This window comes from Cupriavidus sp. GW822-FHT02D05 (assembly GCF_058802485.1).
The window spans coordinates 1-14,483 of sequence record NZ_JBXAOE010000029.1 but is presented as its reverse complement, the minus strand read 5'-3'; the positions used below and the strand labels follow the sequence as shown (position 1 = coordinate 14,483).

13 protein-coding genes and 1 pseudogene are annotated in these 14,483 nt (G+C 68.1%); 8 read left to right on the top strand and 6 right to left on the bottom strand.

From position 1 onward, the window contains the following. Positions 1-578: pseudogene (locus AC1RQK_RS30680) on the bottom strand (hypothetical protein); the annotation flags it as partial. Positions 579-690: 112 nt separating this feature from the next. Between AC1RQK_RS30680 and AC1RQK_RS30675 the strand changes: the two are divergent. Then, positions 691-846 carry a hypothetical protein gene (locus AC1RQK_RS30675; RefSeq protein WP_492387226.1) on the top strand — a complete coding sequence of 52 codons (156 nt, stop codon included), beginning with the start codon at positions 691-693 and terminating at the stop codon, positions 844-846. Between the two features lie 101 nt (positions 847-947). Here AC1RQK_RS30675 and AC1RQK_RS30670 read toward each other — a convergent pair whose 3' ends face one another. Both AC1RQK_RS30670 and AC1RQK_RS30665 read right to left on the bottom strand, forming a co-directional pair. Then, on the bottom strand, positions 948-2,174 hold the full coding sequence (locus tag AC1RQK_RS30670; protein WP_492813080.1) for an acetate/propionate family kinase: 1,227 nt from the start codon (positions 2,172-2,174) through the stop codon (positions 948-950). Positions 2,175-2,259: 85 nt separating this feature from the next. Next, positions 2,260-3,201, bottom strand: coding sequence for a phosphate acetyltransferase (locus AC1RQK_RS30665; RefSeq protein WP_492375301.1), 942 nt, complete (start codon positions 3,199-3,201; stop codon positions 2,260-2,262). 324 nt (positions 3,202-3,525) lie between these two features. Between AC1RQK_RS30665 and AC1RQK_RS30660 the strand changes: the two genes are divergently transcribed. The 5 genes from AC1RQK_RS30660 (at position 3,526) to AC1RQK_RS30640 (ending at position 8,600) form a co-directional block, all read left to right on the top strand. Further along, complete coding sequence (locus AC1RQK_RS30660; RefSeq protein ID WP_492813190.1) at positions 3,526-5,874, top strand: DUF3141 domain-containing protein; 2,349 nt, start codon at positions 3,526-3,528, stop codon at positions 5,872-5,874. 51 nt (positions 5,875-5,925) lie between these two features. Further along, positions 5,926-6,705: an enoyl-ACP reductase FabI gene (fabI, locus tag AC1RQK_RS30655; protein ID WP_492813078.1), complete on the top strand. Its 780-nt coding sequence runs from the start codon at positions 5,926-5,928 to the stop codon at positions 6,703-6,705. Positions 6,706-6,823: 118 nt separating this feature from the next. Beyond that, the gene (locus AC1RQK_RS30650; RefSeq protein ID WP_150988598.1) at positions 6,824-7,066 is read left to right on the top strand and encodes an RNA recognition motif domain-containing protein; all 243 of its coding nucleotides are present in this window, start codon (positions 6,824-6,826) and stop codon (positions 7,064-7,066) included. A 110-nt stretch (positions 7,067-7,176) separates the two neighbouring features. Next, the gene (locus AC1RQK_RS30645) at positions 7,177-7,980 is read left to right on the top strand and encodes a TOBE domain-containing protein (RefSeq protein WP_492813075.1); all 804 of its coding nucleotides are present in this window, start codon (positions 7,177-7,179) and stop codon (positions 7,978-7,980) included. 101 nt (positions 7,981-8,081) lie between these two features. Continuing rightward, a complete protein-coding gene (locus tag AC1RQK_RS30640) occupies positions 8,082-8,600 on the top strand; it encodes a class IV adenylate cyclase (RefSeq protein WP_492813073.1) in 519 nt (172 codons plus the stop codon). Between the two features lie 35 nt (positions 8,601-8,635). Here the strand turns inward: AC1RQK_RS30640 and AC1RQK_RS30635 are convergent, their stop codons facing one another. The 3 genes from AC1RQK_RS30635 to modA form a co-directional block, all read right to left on the bottom strand. Then, positions 8,636-9,358 carry an ATP-binding cassette domain-containing protein gene (locus tag AC1RQK_RS30635; RefSeq protein WP_492375305.1) on the bottom strand — a complete coding sequence of 241 codons (723 nt, stop codon included), beginning with the start codon at positions 9,356-9,358 and terminating at the stop codon, positions 8,636-8,638. Positions 9,359-9,364: 6 nt separating this feature from the next. After that, positions 9,365-10,036, bottom strand: a complete 672-nt coding sequence (gene modB, locus AC1RQK_RS30630) for a molybdate ABC transporter permease subunit (protein ID WP_492813188.1) — start codon at positions 10,034-10,036, stop codon at positions 9,365-9,367. A gap of 132 nt (positions 10,037-10,168) precedes the next feature. Then, positions 10,169-10,972, bottom strand: a complete 804-nt coding sequence (modA, locus tag AC1RQK_RS30625; RefSeq protein WP_492813186.1) for a molybdate ABC transporter substrate-binding protein — start codon at positions 10,970-10,972, stop codon at positions 10,169-10,171. 282 nt (positions 10,973-11,254) lie between these two features. On the opposite strand from modA, the gene AC1RQK_RS30620 reads away from it, so the two are divergent. Both AC1RQK_RS30620 and AC1RQK_RS30615 read left to right on the top strand, forming a co-directional pair. Next, positions 11,255-13,381, top strand: a complete 2,127-nt coding sequence (locus AC1RQK_RS30620; protein ID WP_492375306.1) for a bifunctional 2',3'-cyclic-nucleotide 2'-phosphodiesterase/3'-nucleotidase — start codon at positions 11,255-11,257, stop codon at positions 13,379-13,381. A 43-nt stretch (positions 13,382-13,424) separates the two neighbouring features. Then, positions 13,425-14,240: a tetratricopeptide repeat protein gene (locus AC1RQK_RS30615; RefSeq protein ID WP_492813070.1), complete on the top strand. Its 816-nt coding sequence runs from the start codon at positions 13,425-13,427 to the stop codon at positions 14,238-14,240. Positions 14,241-14,483: the final 243 nt, after the last annotated feature.

The following is a 14,483-nucleotide window of genomic DNA, read 5'->3' as shown; positions in this document are numbered from 1 at the left end:
AGCGACGGCCAGGGTTCATCGAGTGGCAGCGGCTCGTCGGGTAGCGGTTCTTCGTCCGGCAACAGTGGTTCGTCCAGCGGTAGCTCCGGCGGCAACACGAGCGATGGCGTGGGCTCATCGAGTGGTGGTGGCTCGTCGGGTAGTGGTTCATCGTCCGGCAACAGTGGTTCTTCCAGCGGTAGCTCAGGCGGCAACACGATCGACGGCGCGGGCTCATCGAGCGGTAGTTCGTCGAGCGGCGGCTCCTCGTTGTCGAGCGGCAGTGGCTCTTCCGGCGGTAGCTCCAGCGGTGGCGATACGTCGAGCGGTGCTTCGAGCTCGCCGAGCGGCAGCTCCTCGTCGTCGAGTGGCAGCGGCTCGTCCGGCGGTAGTTCCAGCGGCGGCGACACATCGAACGGTGGTTCGAGCTCCTCGAGCGACGGCACCTCGTCGTCAGGCAGCAGCGGCTCATCCGGCGGCAACGTCAGCGGTGGTGACGCATCGACCGCCGCCGCAGGTTCGAGGGCGCCTGCCGACGATCCGCATGGCATCACGGTCACGGTGAGCCTGAAGGCAACTGGCAATCCGTCGGACCTCATTGCAGTGTCGGTGCCAAAGGATATGGCCAGGCCAGGCAGTCACTTCCGGTTTGCGTTGCCCGCGCAGGCAATTCCTGGCGCCGCGAATGGTGCCGAGGTGAGGGTGACGCAAATGGACGGAACGGCCTTGCCGGCATGGCTGCGCTTCGCGTCGCCATCGCGCGCGTTCACGGCGACGTCGTTGCCGGCTTCGGCCCTGCCGCTGCAGGCGGTCATGACGGTTGGCGAAATGCGCATCCCGCTCGTCATCACGGAGCGGAACCAGTAATTGACGTCGATGGAGGGGGAGAACAATGCGGGGGCGGGGCGCGCCGAATCCGCATTGCAAACGCAGGCCGTTCGCACGCTAGCTCTAGCGTCTCGGGAGCACTACGCTAGCGCGTTCTGCTCCATCATGATGCGTGCGGTATTCAGCGCGATCATGCCTTCCTCGTCGGTAGGCAGTACCAGGACCGGCACGCGGCTGTTGTCGCGGCTGATGCGCTGGCGGTTTTCGTTGTTGGCGCCCGCGTCCAGGCTGATGCCGAACAGCTCTGCCAGCCGCGCGCAGATCTTTTCGCGCACGGGCGGCGAGTTGGCGCCGATGCCGGCGGTGAACACCAGCGCATCCAGGCCGCCCAGCGTGGCAGCCAGCTTGCCAATTTCCTGCGCCGCGCGATAGGCGTAGAAATCGATCGCCAGGCGCGCGCGCGGCGCGTCGCTGGCCAGCAGGGCGCGCATGTCGCTGCTGACGCCGGACAGTCCCTTCAGCCCTGACTCCTGGTACAGCATCGTCTCGATATCCTTGGTGCTCATGCCTTGCTGCGACAGCCACAGGATGGCGCCGGCATCGATGGCGCCGCAGCGCGTGCCCATCGGCAGGCCGTCGAGCGCGGTCAGGCCCATGGTGGATTCCACGCTGCGCCCGTCGCGCATGGCGCACAGGCTGGCGCCGTTGCCCAGGTGCGCCACGATCACGCGGCCCTGTGCCAGGTCGGGCGCGATCTGCTGCAGGCGGCGCGCGATGTACTCATAGGACAGGCCGTGAAAGCCGTAACGGCGGATGCCGCGTTCGAAGTATTCGTAAGGCAGCGCCAGCAGTTGCGCCAGCGGGTCGTGCCCGGCGTGAAAGGCGGTGTCGAAGCAGGCGACCTGCAGCAGCGCCGGCGCGGCGGCGCGCACCGCGCGGATCGCCGTGAGGTTGTGCGGCTGGTGCAGCGGCGCCAGCGGGATCAATGCTTCCAGCTTGGCAATGACGTCGTCGTCGATCTTCACGGCGGCGGAGAAATCCGCGCCGCCATGCACCACGCGATGGCCGATCGCCACCGGCGGCGCATCGCGCAGGCCGATGCTGAGCACCAGCCGGATCAGGCGGAAGGCTGCGTCGTGATCGGCCACCTGCGCCACCGGAAAGCGTTCGTCCGCGACGATGCGGCTGTCCGCCATGCTGGCGGTCAGTCGCGGCGACACGCCGATGCCTTCGATCTGCCCGTGCGCGCTGAGCGCCGGGTTGATGTCGGCATTGGCGTGCGCGGCCTCGGGCACGGCGTACACCGAGACCTTGACGCTGGAGGAGCCGGCATTGACGACGAGGATGGTGGGATGGGTGGCGCTCACGCTGGCAAGCCTCCTTGTGACGTTGACTGTGACGTTGACTGTGACTGGGACGGCGACTGGGACGGCGACCGAGACGCCGGGGCGTTCAGATCTTGCTGGACGTCTGGCCAGTGCGGCGCGCATGCGCCAGCAGCACGGCAATCGCGCAACTGCCGATGCGCGCGCGCACGCTGTCGGCGCGGCTGGTGAGGATGATGGGCACGCGCGCGCCCAGCACGATGCCGGCGGCTTCGGCGCCGGCCAGGAAGGTGAGCTGCTTGGCCAGCATGTTGCCGGCTTCCAGGTCGGGCACGAGCAGGATATCGGGATCGCCCGCGACCTCGGAGACGATGCCCTTTGTCACCGCGGCTTCATGGCTGATCGCGTTGTCGAACGCGAGCGGGCCGTCGAGGATGCCGCCTTCGATCTGGCCGCGCCGGCTCATCATGCATAGCGCGGCCGCGTCGATGGTGGAGGGGATCTTGTCGGTCACGGTTTCCACCGCTGAGAGGATGGCCACCTTGGGGCACTCGATGCCCAGCACGCGCAGCAGGTCGATCGCGTTGCGGCAGATATCGGCCTTGTCGTTGAGCGTGGGAAAGATATTGACGGCGGCGTCGGTGATGAACAGCGGCTTGTGGTAGCTCGGCACGTCCATCGCAAACACATGCGAAAGGCGCCGCCCCGTGCGCAGGCCGGTGGCGGACGCGGTGACTTCGTGCAGCAGCTCATCGGTGTGCAGGCTGCCCTTCATCAGCAGCTCGGCCTCGCCCGCGCGGATTGCCGCGACGGCGCGCGCGGCGGCGGCATGGCTGTGCGGCACGTCGATCAGCACGCTGTCGCCAAGGTCCAGCGCGTTGGCGTCGGCCACCTGGCGGATGCGCGCTTCGGGCCCGATCAGCAGCGGCACGATCAGGCCCAGGCTGGCCGCCTGCAGCGCGCCGCCGAGCGAAGAAGCATCGCAGGGATGCGCCACCGCGGTGGGAATGGCGGGCAAATCCTGGCAGCGCGCCAGCAGGACAGAGTACTTGTCGGGCGTGTGGGTCATCGGCGTTCCGGTGCGTCGGGGTTGCGGTGCGACCGCGCGGACATGCTGCGTCGCGCAAAAAACAATGGCCAGTATAGGCGATGTTTCCTTCGGCACGATGACATTGGCGTGTACCTTGCGCCAGGTCATCCCGGCCCCGGATCCGCCCATGCAGCGGGTTGTCAAGCACGATGCGGACTGGTAGATTGTGCTGTGCTGCAGGGCAGCAATTCCGTGCGATCGCCTGGAAACGACTGCCTTCGGCGCCACACCGTAGAACGTAGAAGGGGAAGCCGAGTGAACGCACGTGATCCCGCCATCCATGCCGGCAGCGCCGCCGTTGGCATGCCACCGCTCTTGTCCGATGCGTGGTCCTACGCGCATGACGCCTGGCAGCGCGCCATCCTGTTGCTCGACATCCTGCGCGAGCGCGGCAACCAGACCTTCGAGCACGAGCGCGAGGGCATGCCGCCGGTGCTGATCTTCGAGCACGAGGTGGTGATCGACGCGCGCACGCTGGCGCAACCCGCCAACTACGCGCTGCTGCGCATCCTGCCGCCGCCCGGCATCGTCACCGACGACACCAAGCGGCCCTTCGTGGTGATCGATCCGCGCGCCGGGCATGGCCCCGGCATCGGCGGCTTCAAGATCGACAGCGAGATCGGCATCGCGCTGCGCAGCGGCCATCCCTGCTACTTCGTCACCTTTTTCCCGGTGCCTTGCCCGGGCCAGACCATCGAGTGCGTGGCGCGCGCCGAAGCGCTGTTCCTGCTCACCGTGGCCGAGCGTCATCCGCAAGCACAGGGCAAGCCGTTCGTGATCGGCAACTGCCAGGGCGGCTGGGCACTGATGATGCTGGCAGCCGCCGCGCCGGAACTGGTCGGCCCCATCCTGCTGGCCGGTTCGCCGCTGGCCTACTGGTCAGGCGTGCGCGGGCGCAACCCGATGCGCTACAGCGGCGGGCTGCTGGGCGGCTCGTGGCTGTCGTCCTTGACTTCGGATCTCGGCAATGGCCGCTTTGACGGGGCCTGGCTGGTGCAGAATTTCGAGCAGCTCAATCCGTCCAACACGTACTGGAAAAAGCTCTACGACGTCTATGCGCAGGTGGATACGGAGCGCGAGCGCTTCCTGGCCTTCGAGCGCTGGTGGGGCGGGCACTTCCTGCTCAACCGCGCCGAGATCGACTGGATCGTGCAGAACCTGTTCGTTGGCAACCACCTCACCGCCGGCGAGGTGCGCAGCGCCGATGGCAGCGTCGCGGTGGACCTGCGCAATGTGCGCTCGCCCATCGTGGTCTTTGCTTCCTGGGGCGACAACATCACGCCGCCGCAGCAGGCGCTGAACTGGATTCCCGATCTCTACGCCAGCGTCGACGAGATCGTCGCCAACGACCAGGTCATCGTCTACTGCCTGCATGAAAAGGTCGGGCACCTCGGCATCTTCGTCTCGGCCGGCGTGGCCAATCGCGAGCACACCGAGCTGTTCTCGGCGCTGGACCTGATCGACGTGCTGCCGCCGGGGCTGTACGAGGCGCGCATCGAAGACATCGCGCCGGGCACCTCGCACCTGGAACTGATCGAAGGCCGCTACCTGATGCGCTTCGAGCGCAGGACCATCGACGACATCCTCGCGCTGGACGATGGCCGCGATGACGAGCGTGCGTTCGAGGTGGTGCGCCGCGTGGCCGAAGTCAATCAGCGCCTGTACGACACCTTCGCCTCGCCGGCTGTGCAGGCCGTATCCAACGAGCTGAGCGCCTACGCGATGCGGCAGATGCACCCGGCGCGGCTGGAGCGCTCGCTGGCGTCGGACGCGAATCCGTGGATGGCGTGGATCGCCGCGCTGGCGCCGTCGGTGCGCGAGGCGCGCCAGCCGGTGGCGCCGGACAATCCCTTCGTCACGCTGGAGCGCGCGGTGTCCGACACCATCGTGCGCACGCTCGACGCATGGCGCGACCAGCGCGACGCCTTCCAGGAGCAGCTCTTCGAGGCGTTGTACCAGTCGCCATGGCTGTCTGCGCTGATGGGCTTCTCGCCTGGCGCCGAAAAGCGCGGCCCGCCGCCGCTGAGCGCTGCGCTGCGCCAGGAACTGGCCGCGCGGCGCATCCATGAGGCCGAGGCGGGGATCGAGCAGGGTACGCCGCTCGATGCCTTTATGCGCATCCTTTGCTTTGTGGCGGACGAGAACACCAGCATCGAGGAGCGGCCTTTCAACCTGATGCGGCAGATGGCGCGCGAGCACCTGGAGCAGCAGCCGGACATCGCCACGGTCAAGGCCGCGGTCAGGCGGCAGAGCATGATCGTGGGGCTGGACGCCGGGCGGGCCGTGGCCGCGCTGCCGCTGCTGGTGCCGGACAGCGCGCTGCGCCATCGCATCATGATGGCGATCCATCGCATCGTGACCGTGGTGGGGCCGCTCGAAGGCGCCCGCCTGGCGCGCTACCGCGAGGTGGCGCGCGTGCTGGGCACCGACCATACCGCGCGGCAAACCGCGCAGCCCGCCGCCGCGGCACCCCTGGCGCCCACACCCGTGGAAACGCCGCGCACGGTGCGCAAAGCCGCTTCGCCGGAGGCCAGCGCACGCGTTCGCAAGGCAAGCACGGCTGTGGCCGGCGCGGCCAAGCCGGGCAAGGTGGCCAAGCCTCTCAAGACGGTCAAGCCTGCAGCGCGGCGCAACGTCAAGACAGGCACCTGAACCAGGCGGGCGGCGCCATCGGGGCCGCGCAATCATTAAGCGAGGGACATCATGGTGCAAGTACCCAATCCCCCATTGCTGGGCGCGCGCGTGCTGGTGGTCGGCGTGGCCAACGCGGATTCCATCGCGTGGGGCTGCGCGCGGGCCTTCCGCGAGCTTGGCGCCGAGCTCGCGATCACCTATCTCAACGACAAGGCCTACCCGCATGTGGCGCCGCTGGCGGAATCGGTGGGCGCGACGATCCTGATGCCGCTCGACGTGGAGGACGCGGGCCAGGAGCAGGCGCTGTTCGAGCGGATTACCCAGCAATGGGGCCAGCTCGACGTGCTGGTGCACTCGGTGGCCTTCGCGCCCAAGGACGACTTGCAGGGCGGGCTGCTCCATGCATCGGCGGCCGGCTTCGCGCGGGCCATGGACGTGTCCTGCCATTCCTTCGTGCGCTTGGCGCGGCGCGCGGTGCCCCTGATGCGCGCGGGCGGCAGCCTGTTCGCCATGAGCTACGAGGGCGCCAACCGCGTGGTGCCGAACTACAACCTGATGGGCCCGGTCAAGGCGGCGCTGGAGGCCTCCTGCCGCTACCTGGCGCACGAACTCGGCCCGAGCGGCATCCGCGTGCACGCCATTTCGCCGGGGCCGCTCAAGACCCGCGCGGCGTCCGGGCTCAAGGATTTCGAGCAGTTGCTGGCGGATGCCGCGGGCCGCGCCCCGCTGGGCGAGCTGGTCGACATCATGGACGTGGGCTTTGCCACCGCCTACCTGGCGACGCCCTACGCGCGCCGGATTTCCGGCAACACCGTGTACGTGGACGGCGGCGCGCACATCATGGGCTGACTGCCGCCGAGGGCGCGATGCGTGGCCCACGGCCCGCGTCGGGCCGCCTACAATGAGCTAGACAACGCAGGCACGCGCTGAGCGCCACGTGCGCGCTGCCTCATATCGGGAGCAAGACATGAAGGTACTCATCCGGGGCCTGCACCGCGATGTGACCGAACAGATGCTGCGCGACAAGCTGGCGACCTACGCACCGGTGACGTCCGTGGAACTGATGCGCGAGGGCGATCCGAACCACCCTTGGGCCTGGGTCGACCTGGATATCGATGCTTTCAAGGCGTGGCGCCTGCTGCGCCAGCTGGATCGCCAGTACTTCGCCGGCAGCATGATGCGCTGGTATATCCCGGCTCACCAGGGCTGATGCGCTGGCAAGTTGAGGCCGGGCGGCTGCCGCGCGCCGCCGCGCTTTGGCATTAAGATAAGCGGCTTCTGCCACTTTGCTGCGCTGCCACGCGGTAGCGCCATTCCCGCATGCTAGAACTCGACGGCGCGATCTGGTTTCGTTCAGGGTCCCAGGACTGGGGCGGGCGCGAGCGCATCGCCCTGCTGGCCGCGATCGGCGAGCACGGCTCGATCACCGCTGCCGCCAAGGCGGTCGGGCTGAGCTACAAGGGCGCCTGGGATGCCATCGACGCCATGAACAACAGCGCGGGCGAGCCGCTGGTGGTGCGCGCCGCCGGCGGCAAGGGCGGCGGCGGCACCGTGCTGACCGAGCGCGCCGCCAGCCTGATCCGCACCTACCGCGCGCTTGAGCACGAGCACCGGCTCTTTGTCGAACACCTTGCCAGCCTCGGCAACGTCAGCGAGACGGCGCAGGACGACCTTCACCTGATGCGGCGTTTCATGATCAAGACCAGTGCACGCAACAAGCTCTTCGGCAAGGTGGCTGGAATCCGCGGCGGCGCCGTCAATGACGAGGTCACGCTGTCGCTCGCGGGTGGCCAGCATGTGGTCGCCACCATCACCCACGAAAGTGTGGAGACGCTGGGCCTCGCGCCCGGCGCCGAAGCCTTCGCGCTGATCAAGGCTTCCTCGGTCCTGCTGGGGCTGCCCGATCCCGGGCTGCGGCTTTCGGCGCGCAACCAGTTGCCTGGCAAGGTGACCCGCGTGCTGCCGGGCGCCGTCAATGCCGAGGTGGCGCTGGAACTGGATGGCGGCGGCACCGTGGTCGCCATTGTCACCAACGACAGCGTGAGCGCGCTGGGGCTTGCCGAGGGCAGCCGCGCGCTGGCGATCTTCAAGGCGTCGAGCGTGATCCTGGGCACCATGGGCTGAGCCTGGCGCGTGCTGGAGATCGCCTTCGGCATCACCATGTGGATGATTGCCGCCAAGCTGCTGTTCGCCTGATTTTCTGAATTCCCGAGTTACCGACGACCATGCCAAGCAACATAGAAATCAAGGCGCGTATCGCCAGCGTGGACGCGCTGTTGCCACGGGTCGCGCCGCTGGCCGACCATGGCCCCGAGCTGATCCTGCAGGACGACACCTTCTTTGCCTGCCCCAACGGGCGGCTCAAGTTGCGCGTCTTTCCTTCCGGCGAAGGCCAGTTGATCTTCTACGCGCGCGCTGACCAGGCGGGGCCCAAGGAGAGCCACTACATCCTCTCGCCCACGGCCGAGCCCGATTCGCTGCGCGCCGCACTGGCGGCGGCCTGGGGCGAGAGCGGGCGCGTGCGCAAGGCGCGCACCTTGTTCCTGGTGGGCCGCACGCGCGTGCATCTGGACCGCGTGGAGGGGCTGGGGGATTTCCTGGAGCTGGAGGTGGTGCTGGCCGACGGCGAGCCGGCCCAGGCCGGCATTGCCGAGGCGCATGCGCTGCTAGGCAAGCTGGGCATAACGCGAGGGCAATTAATCGAAACCGCTTACGTCGACCTGCTGCGCGCGGCCGGGGCCTGAGTTGGCCTCACTGAGCCGACCTCACTGAGCCAGCCTCAGACCACGTGCGCCGAGACGGGCGCGTACACCTGCGGATGCCCCTTCACGGGCGCGGCGCCAAAGATGCGGCCTTCGCGCACTTCCAGCACATGGTCGCCGAGGGCCTCCACGTCGTCGGGGTCGTGCGAAATCACCAGCATGGGCACTTCCAGGCTGGCTTGCAGCGCGCGCAGCTCGGCGCGCATGCGTATGCGCAGCGCCGGGTCCAGCGCGGAGAACGGCTCGTCCAGCAGCACGATATCGGGCCGCGCCGCCAGCGCGCGAGCCAGCGCGGCGCGTTGTTTCTGGCCGCCAGAGATCTCGCCGGGATAGTTGCCGGTGATCGCGCCAAGGCCAAACGCATCGATCCAGCGCTGCGCTTCCGGGTGGTGCGTATTGCGGCGCGGGTTGCGCCAGCCCCGCTCCAGCCCGAAGGCGATGTTCTGCGCGACCGTCAGATGCGGGAACAAGGCGTAGTCCTGGAACAGGTAGGCCACGCGCCGCTCCTGCGGACGCACGTTGACATGTGTCTCACTGTCGAACAGGGTGCGGCCGTTGAGCACGATGCGGCCGCTGTCCGGCGTGAGCAATCCGGCGATGGCGCGCAGCGTCAGGCTCTTGCCCGCGCCGGAGGGGCCAAACAGCGCAATGCGCTTGCTTTGCGAATCGAAGGCGATATCCAGCCCGAACCGGCGGTCGGCGGAACCAAGCTGCTTGCGTACGGTGACTTGCATGGTCATGGCGGCCTACCGGTACATTTTGCGGGTGGGCGGCACCAGCCGCCCGGCGGCCACCAGCAGCACCACGCAGGTGAGGGAGGTGACCAGCACCAGCACGTTGGCGGTGTTGTCGTCGCCGGCCTGCACGGCTTCGTAGATGGCGACCGACAGCGTTTGCGTGCGCCCGGGCAGGTTGCCCGCCACCATCAGCGTGGCGCCGAACTCGCCCAGCGCGCGGGCAAAGGCCAGCAGCACGCCGGCGATGATGCCGCGCGATGCCAGCGGCAGCGTCACGCGAAAGAAGATGCCGGCCTCGGACGTGCCGAGCACGCGCGCGGCGTCCTCGAGCTGCGAGTCAACCCCTTCGAAGGCGGCGCGGGCCGACTTCAGCACCAGCGGGAAGGCCACGATGGTGGAAGCCAGCACCGCGCCTTGCCAGGTAAAGACCAGTTCGATGCCGAGCCGGCCGAGCCACTCGCCGAACACGCCGCGGCGCCCGACCAGTACCAGCAGGTAGTAGCCGAGCACGGTCGGTGGCAGCACCAGCGGCAGCGTGAGCAGGGCGTCGACCACGTCGCGCGCGGCCGATCGCCAGCGCGACAGTGCAAAGGCCGCGCCCACGCCCAGCACGGCGTTGAGCACAGTGGCCCAGCCCGCGACTTTGAGCGACAGCGACAGCGGGACCCAGACAGCTTCCAGGGAGGTCATCAGCATAAACGCCTGCCGGCGGAGCCAGGCAGGCGGCAAGGTGGATTCAGGTTGGCGGCGCGCCCGGGCGCCGGGGCCGCGGGCAAGGATCAGGGATTATGGCTTGCGGCCTACGGCTACGGATTACGGCTTGAGAAAACCATACTTGGCCAGCACCGCCTGCCCTTCCGGTGACGTCACGTAGCCGAGGAATGCCGCGGCTTGCTCGGGCTGCTTGGAGTGCGAGGTGATGGCGATCGGATACGTGACCGGCTGACGCGTCGGTACCCGCAGCGCCACTTTGACCTTGTCCGGCATGATCGCCGCATCGGTGGCGAACACGAAGCCGGCATCGACTTCGCCACGGGCCACGTAATCCAGGCTCTGGCGCACGTTTTGCGCCATCACGCCCTTGGCCGAGACCGCATCCCACACGCCCGCTGCTTCCAGCGCGCCCTTGGTATAGCGGCCCACCGGCACCGACGCCGGGTTGCCGAAGGCCACGCGCTTGAACTCGGGGCGGGTCAGGTCCTGCAGCTTGCCCGCTTCCAGCTTGCTGTCAGCCGGCAGGATCAGCGCGAGCTGGTTGGCGGCGAAATCGCGGCGCGACGCGGGCTGCACCACGCGTTCGGCCACGGCCTTGTTCATCGCGTCCTGGTCGGCCGAGGCAAACACATCGGCCGGCGCGCCATTGACGATCTGCTGCATCAGCACGTCGGAGGCGCCGAAGTTGAGGATCACCTTGGTCTGGGGGTGCGCGCGTTCGTAGGATTCGGCGAGCGACTTGAAGGCATTGGTCAGGCTGGCCGCGGCGGAGACCACCAGGTCCGCGCCGAAGGCGGCCGGGGCGGACAGCGCCAGGGTGGCGGACAGCAGCAGGCCGGCCGCCAGCGAGGCGGCGCGCGGCTGGCGGGACTGGGCAGGCAACGCAGCGGAAATCGGGAGCATGGACATGGCGGGGCGCGGGTGGCCGGAAGCGGGTTGGATAGCAGGCGAGCCAGGCCGGAATGTGCCCGCCAGATGTGCCCGCCAAATGCGCAATATATGACGGTATATAACGCGGCGTCAATGGCACATTGGGTTAGGACAGGGCATATCGGCGGGCCGTGCGGGTGCGCCTGCTGCCGGCGGCCCGCCGTCACGGTGGTGTAACGCGCGCGTCACTCTGTTGCCATTTGCGCTCGGGACAATGTCCGGCTCCAGGCACAACAAGAAAGAAGGGAGCCACAAATGCACCGCTGTCCGACCGACGTTCTATCCGCGCGCGCCGCACCCGCTTCGTCCCCGATCCTCGCCGTGCCCACCGTGGCCGCGCTGGGCGCCGCCATCGTGGCCACCGTGCTGCTGGCCGCCTGCGGCTCCGATGACAGCCCCGCCAGCCCCGGCACGGGCACGGGTGTCACGCCGCAGGCCGATAGCGTCTCGGCCGGCACCAAGGCCACACTGGCCTTGCTGGAAACCACCGACCTGCACACCAATGTGCGCAGCTACGACTACTTCAAGCTGGCCGAGGACAAATCCTTCGGCTTCGAGCGCGTGGCAACCCTGATCAAGCAGGCGCGCGCCGAGTTTCCCAACACCCTGCTGCTGGACAACGGCGACACGATCCAGGGCACCGCGCTGGCCGATTACCAGGCCCAGGTCAACCCGCTCAAGTGCGGCGAGACCCTGGCCATGTACAAGGTGATGAACGCGGCCAGGTTCGACGGTGGCGGCATCGGCAACCACGAGTTCAACTACGGCCTGGGCTATCTGAACCAGGTCACGGGCAACCGCTTCAACGTGGATGGCCTGCCCGACCCGACCGTGCAGACGCCGTGCGCCGGGCCGGCCTTCCCGCAGGTGCTGGCCAACGTGTACAGCGTGCGCACGCGCGCGCCGCTGTTCCAGCCGTACACCATCATCACCCGCCAGATCACCGCCACCGGACCCGACGGCAACACCGTCACGGTGCCGGTCAAGGTCGGCATCATTGGTTTCACGCCGCCCGCGATCATGAGCTGGGACAAGCGCTGGCTCGACGGCAAGGTCTACACCGAGGGCGTGAAGGAAACCGCCGAGAAGTTCGTGCCGGAGATGCGCGCCAAGGGTGCCGACCTGGTGGTGGTGATCTCGCACGGCGGGCTCGATGCCTCCGCGTACTCGCCCACCATGGAGAACGGCAGCTGGCACCTGTCCAAGGTGGCCGGCGTGGACGCCATGCTGATCGGCCACTCGCACCAGGTCTTCCCCGATGCCACCAGCACGGTGGCGCAGTTCAACCTGCCGGGCGTGGACAAGGTGCGCGGCACGGTCAACGGCGTGCCTACCGTGATGGCCGACTACTGGGGCCGCCGCCTCGGCGTGATCAAGTTGCAGCTCGCGCATGACGGCAATCGCTGGGTGGTTGACAAGAGCGCTACCACGGTCCAGGCGCGCTCGATCCAGAATGCCGACAAGAGCTATGTGGCGGCCGATGCCAGCGTGGCGGCCGCGGTCGATGCGGAGCACCAGGCCACCATCGCCTACGTGAAGACGCCGATCGGCACCACCGACTACCGCATGAGCACGTACTTCGCCGACGTGGGCGATCCCGGTGCGATCCAGATCGTCAACCAGGCGCAGGCGGCTTACGTGAAGGACTACATCGCCGCCAACCTGCCGGCGCTGGCCGCGCTGCCGGTGCTGTCCGTCTCCGCGCCGTTCAAGAGCGGCTTTGGCGGGGGCAATGACTACACCGACGTGCAGTCCGGCAACCTCGCCATCAACAACGCAGCCGATCTCTACCTCTACCCCAACACCATCTACGCGGTGAAGGTGAGCGGCAATGACGTCAAGGCCTGGCTGGAGACCGCCGCCAAGCGCTTCAACCTGATCGATCCGGCCAAGACCGCCGACCAGCCGCTCATCAGCAGCTTCCCCGGCTATAACTTCGACATGTTCACCTCGCCCGACCTGCAGTACGAGATCGACGTGACGCAGCCGGAGGGCAGCCGCATCAAGAACCTCGCGTACAAGGGCGTGCCGCTCGACGCCAGCCAGCAGTTCATCGTGGCCACCAACAATTACCGCGCCAGCGGCGGCGGCAATTTCCCCGGCCTGGACGGCAGCAAGACGGTCTACGCCTCGCCGGACGCCAGCCGCGATGTGCTGATCGCCTACATCAAGAAGGCCGGCGCCATCACGCGCGCCATCAACGGCGGCGCGCGCAGCTGGCGCTTCACCAAGGTGGCCACGGCCGGCAAGGTGGTGTTTGCTTCCGCGCCAGGCCAGCTGGCGCAGGCGCAAGCCGCAGGCCTGGCCAATATCGCGCTGGAGCAGGCGAGCTACGACACCACCAAGAACCTGTCGCTATACAGCGTCGACCTCAACCAGTAAGGCGGCAATGACCACGGCAATGAGCACGGCAACGAATACGCCAATGAAGGGAAGGACGGCGCCGGCATGCAGCGCGCCTGTGCGTCGCCACGGGCGTCAGCGCCGCCTGCATCCGGTCATCGCTGCGGCGCTGGTGGCGGTCGCGGTGGCGGCCGGCTGCGTGGGCGGGGCATCGGCGTGGCGCGAGCATGCCAGCGCGCGCCACGCGCAGCTTGCCCAGTGGCAGACGCGGGCCGGCTCGGCCGGAGACGAAGAGGCGCTCGCGGCGCTGCGCCAGGCGGCGCGGGCGGGGGAGGGCGCGGCCCAGGCCTCGCTTGGCGAAGCGTTGTGGGCAAGCGGGGATGCGGCGGCGCATGCCGAAGGCCGGGACTGGCTGAAGCAGGCCGCCGGGGCGGGCGATGCGCGCGCGCATTTTGTGCTGGGCAAGGCGGCTTTCCTCGGCGAGGCGCAGCGCGCGCCCGACGCTGAGGCGGCCTGGCACCACTTCGAGCTGGCCGCCGCGGCGGGCGATACCGGGGCTGCGTACTACCTCGGCTTGCTGCACCGCGGCGGCTATGGCCGCGCGCCGGACCCGGCCGCGGCCGCGCGCTGGTTCGAGCTGGCCGCCGATGCCGGCGTGCCGCAGGCGATGTTCATGCTGGCCAATGCCTATCGTGAAGGTGCAGGCGTGCCGCGCGACGAGGCCCGCGCGGTAGCGTGGTACGAGGCCGCGGCCGAGCGCGAGCATCCGGAATCGATCCAGGCGCTGGCGATGGCCTATCGGTATGGTGAGTTGGGGTTGAAGCGGGATGAGGGGAGTTTTCGCGCGCATCTGGCGGAGACTGCGCATGCGTTGAAGCATCCGGCTTTGAGTCCTTGATTTCTTGGGGCGGGGCGGACGGGGCGTTGGGGGGGGCACGCGTGCTTGTAGCCCGCTGACGCGGGGGTGACGTTTGTGGGCGGGGTTTTAATGCCTCTAGCTGCTGGCGCGGCTGTACGGTGTTGGCCGTTTTGGAACGTGTGAGATGTCACTTTTCTTTACTCGTAAAGAGGGTGGAGACAAAACAAAGAAAGACCTATTCTTCCTAAACTGAACATGGAGATGCAGTCATGGGGAAGATGG

What these genes read in the sequence shown, in the direction of transcription:
- AC1RQK_RS30675 (WP_492387226.1), top strand. Translation starts at nt 691, where the DNA reads ATGGACGGAACGGCCTTGCCGGCATGGCTGCGCTTCGCGTCGCCATCG.
- AC1RQK_RS30665 (WP_492375301.1), bottom strand. Translation starts at nt 3,201, where the DNA reads ATGACCCACACGCCCGACAAGTACTCTGTCCTGCTGGCGCGCTGCCAG.
- AC1RQK_RS30660 (WP_492813190.1), top strand. Translation starts at nt 3,526, where the DNA reads ATGCCACCGCTCTTGTCCGATGCGTGGTCCTACGCGCATGACGCCTGG.
- fabI (WP_492813078.1), top strand. Translation starts at nt 5,926, where the DNA reads ATGGTGCAAGTACCCAATCCCCCATTGCTGGGCGCGCGCGTGCTGGTG.
- AC1RQK_RS30650 (WP_150988598.1), top strand. Translation starts at nt 6,824, where the DNA reads ATGAAGGTACTCATCCGGGGCCTGCACCGCGATGTGACCGAACAGATG.
- AC1RQK_RS30645 (WP_492813075.1), top strand. Translation starts at nt 7,177, where the DNA reads ATGCTAGAACTCGACGGCGCGATCTGGTTTCGTTCAGGGTCCCAGGAC.
- AC1RQK_RS30640 (WP_492813073.1), top strand. Translation starts at nt 8,082, where the DNA reads ATGCCAAGCAACATAGAAATCAAGGCGCGTATCGCCAGCGTGGACGCG.
- AC1RQK_RS30635 (WP_492375305.1), bottom strand. Translation starts at nt 9,358, where the DNA reads ATGACCATGCAAGTCACCGTACGCAAGCAGCTTGGTTCCGCCGACCGC.
- modA (WP_492813186.1), bottom strand. Translation starts at nt 10,972, where the DNA reads ATGCTCCCGATTTCCGCTGCGTTGCCTGCCCAGTCCCGCCAGCCGCGC.
- AC1RQK_RS30620 (WP_492375306.1), top strand. Translation starts at nt 11,255, where the DNA reads ATGCACCGCTGTCCGACCGACGTTCTATCCGCGCGCGCCGCACCCGCT.
- AC1RQK_RS30615 (WP_492813070.1), top strand. Translation starts at nt 13,425, where the DNA reads ATGAAGGGAAGGACGGCGCCGGCATGCAGCGCGCCTGTGCGTCGCCAC.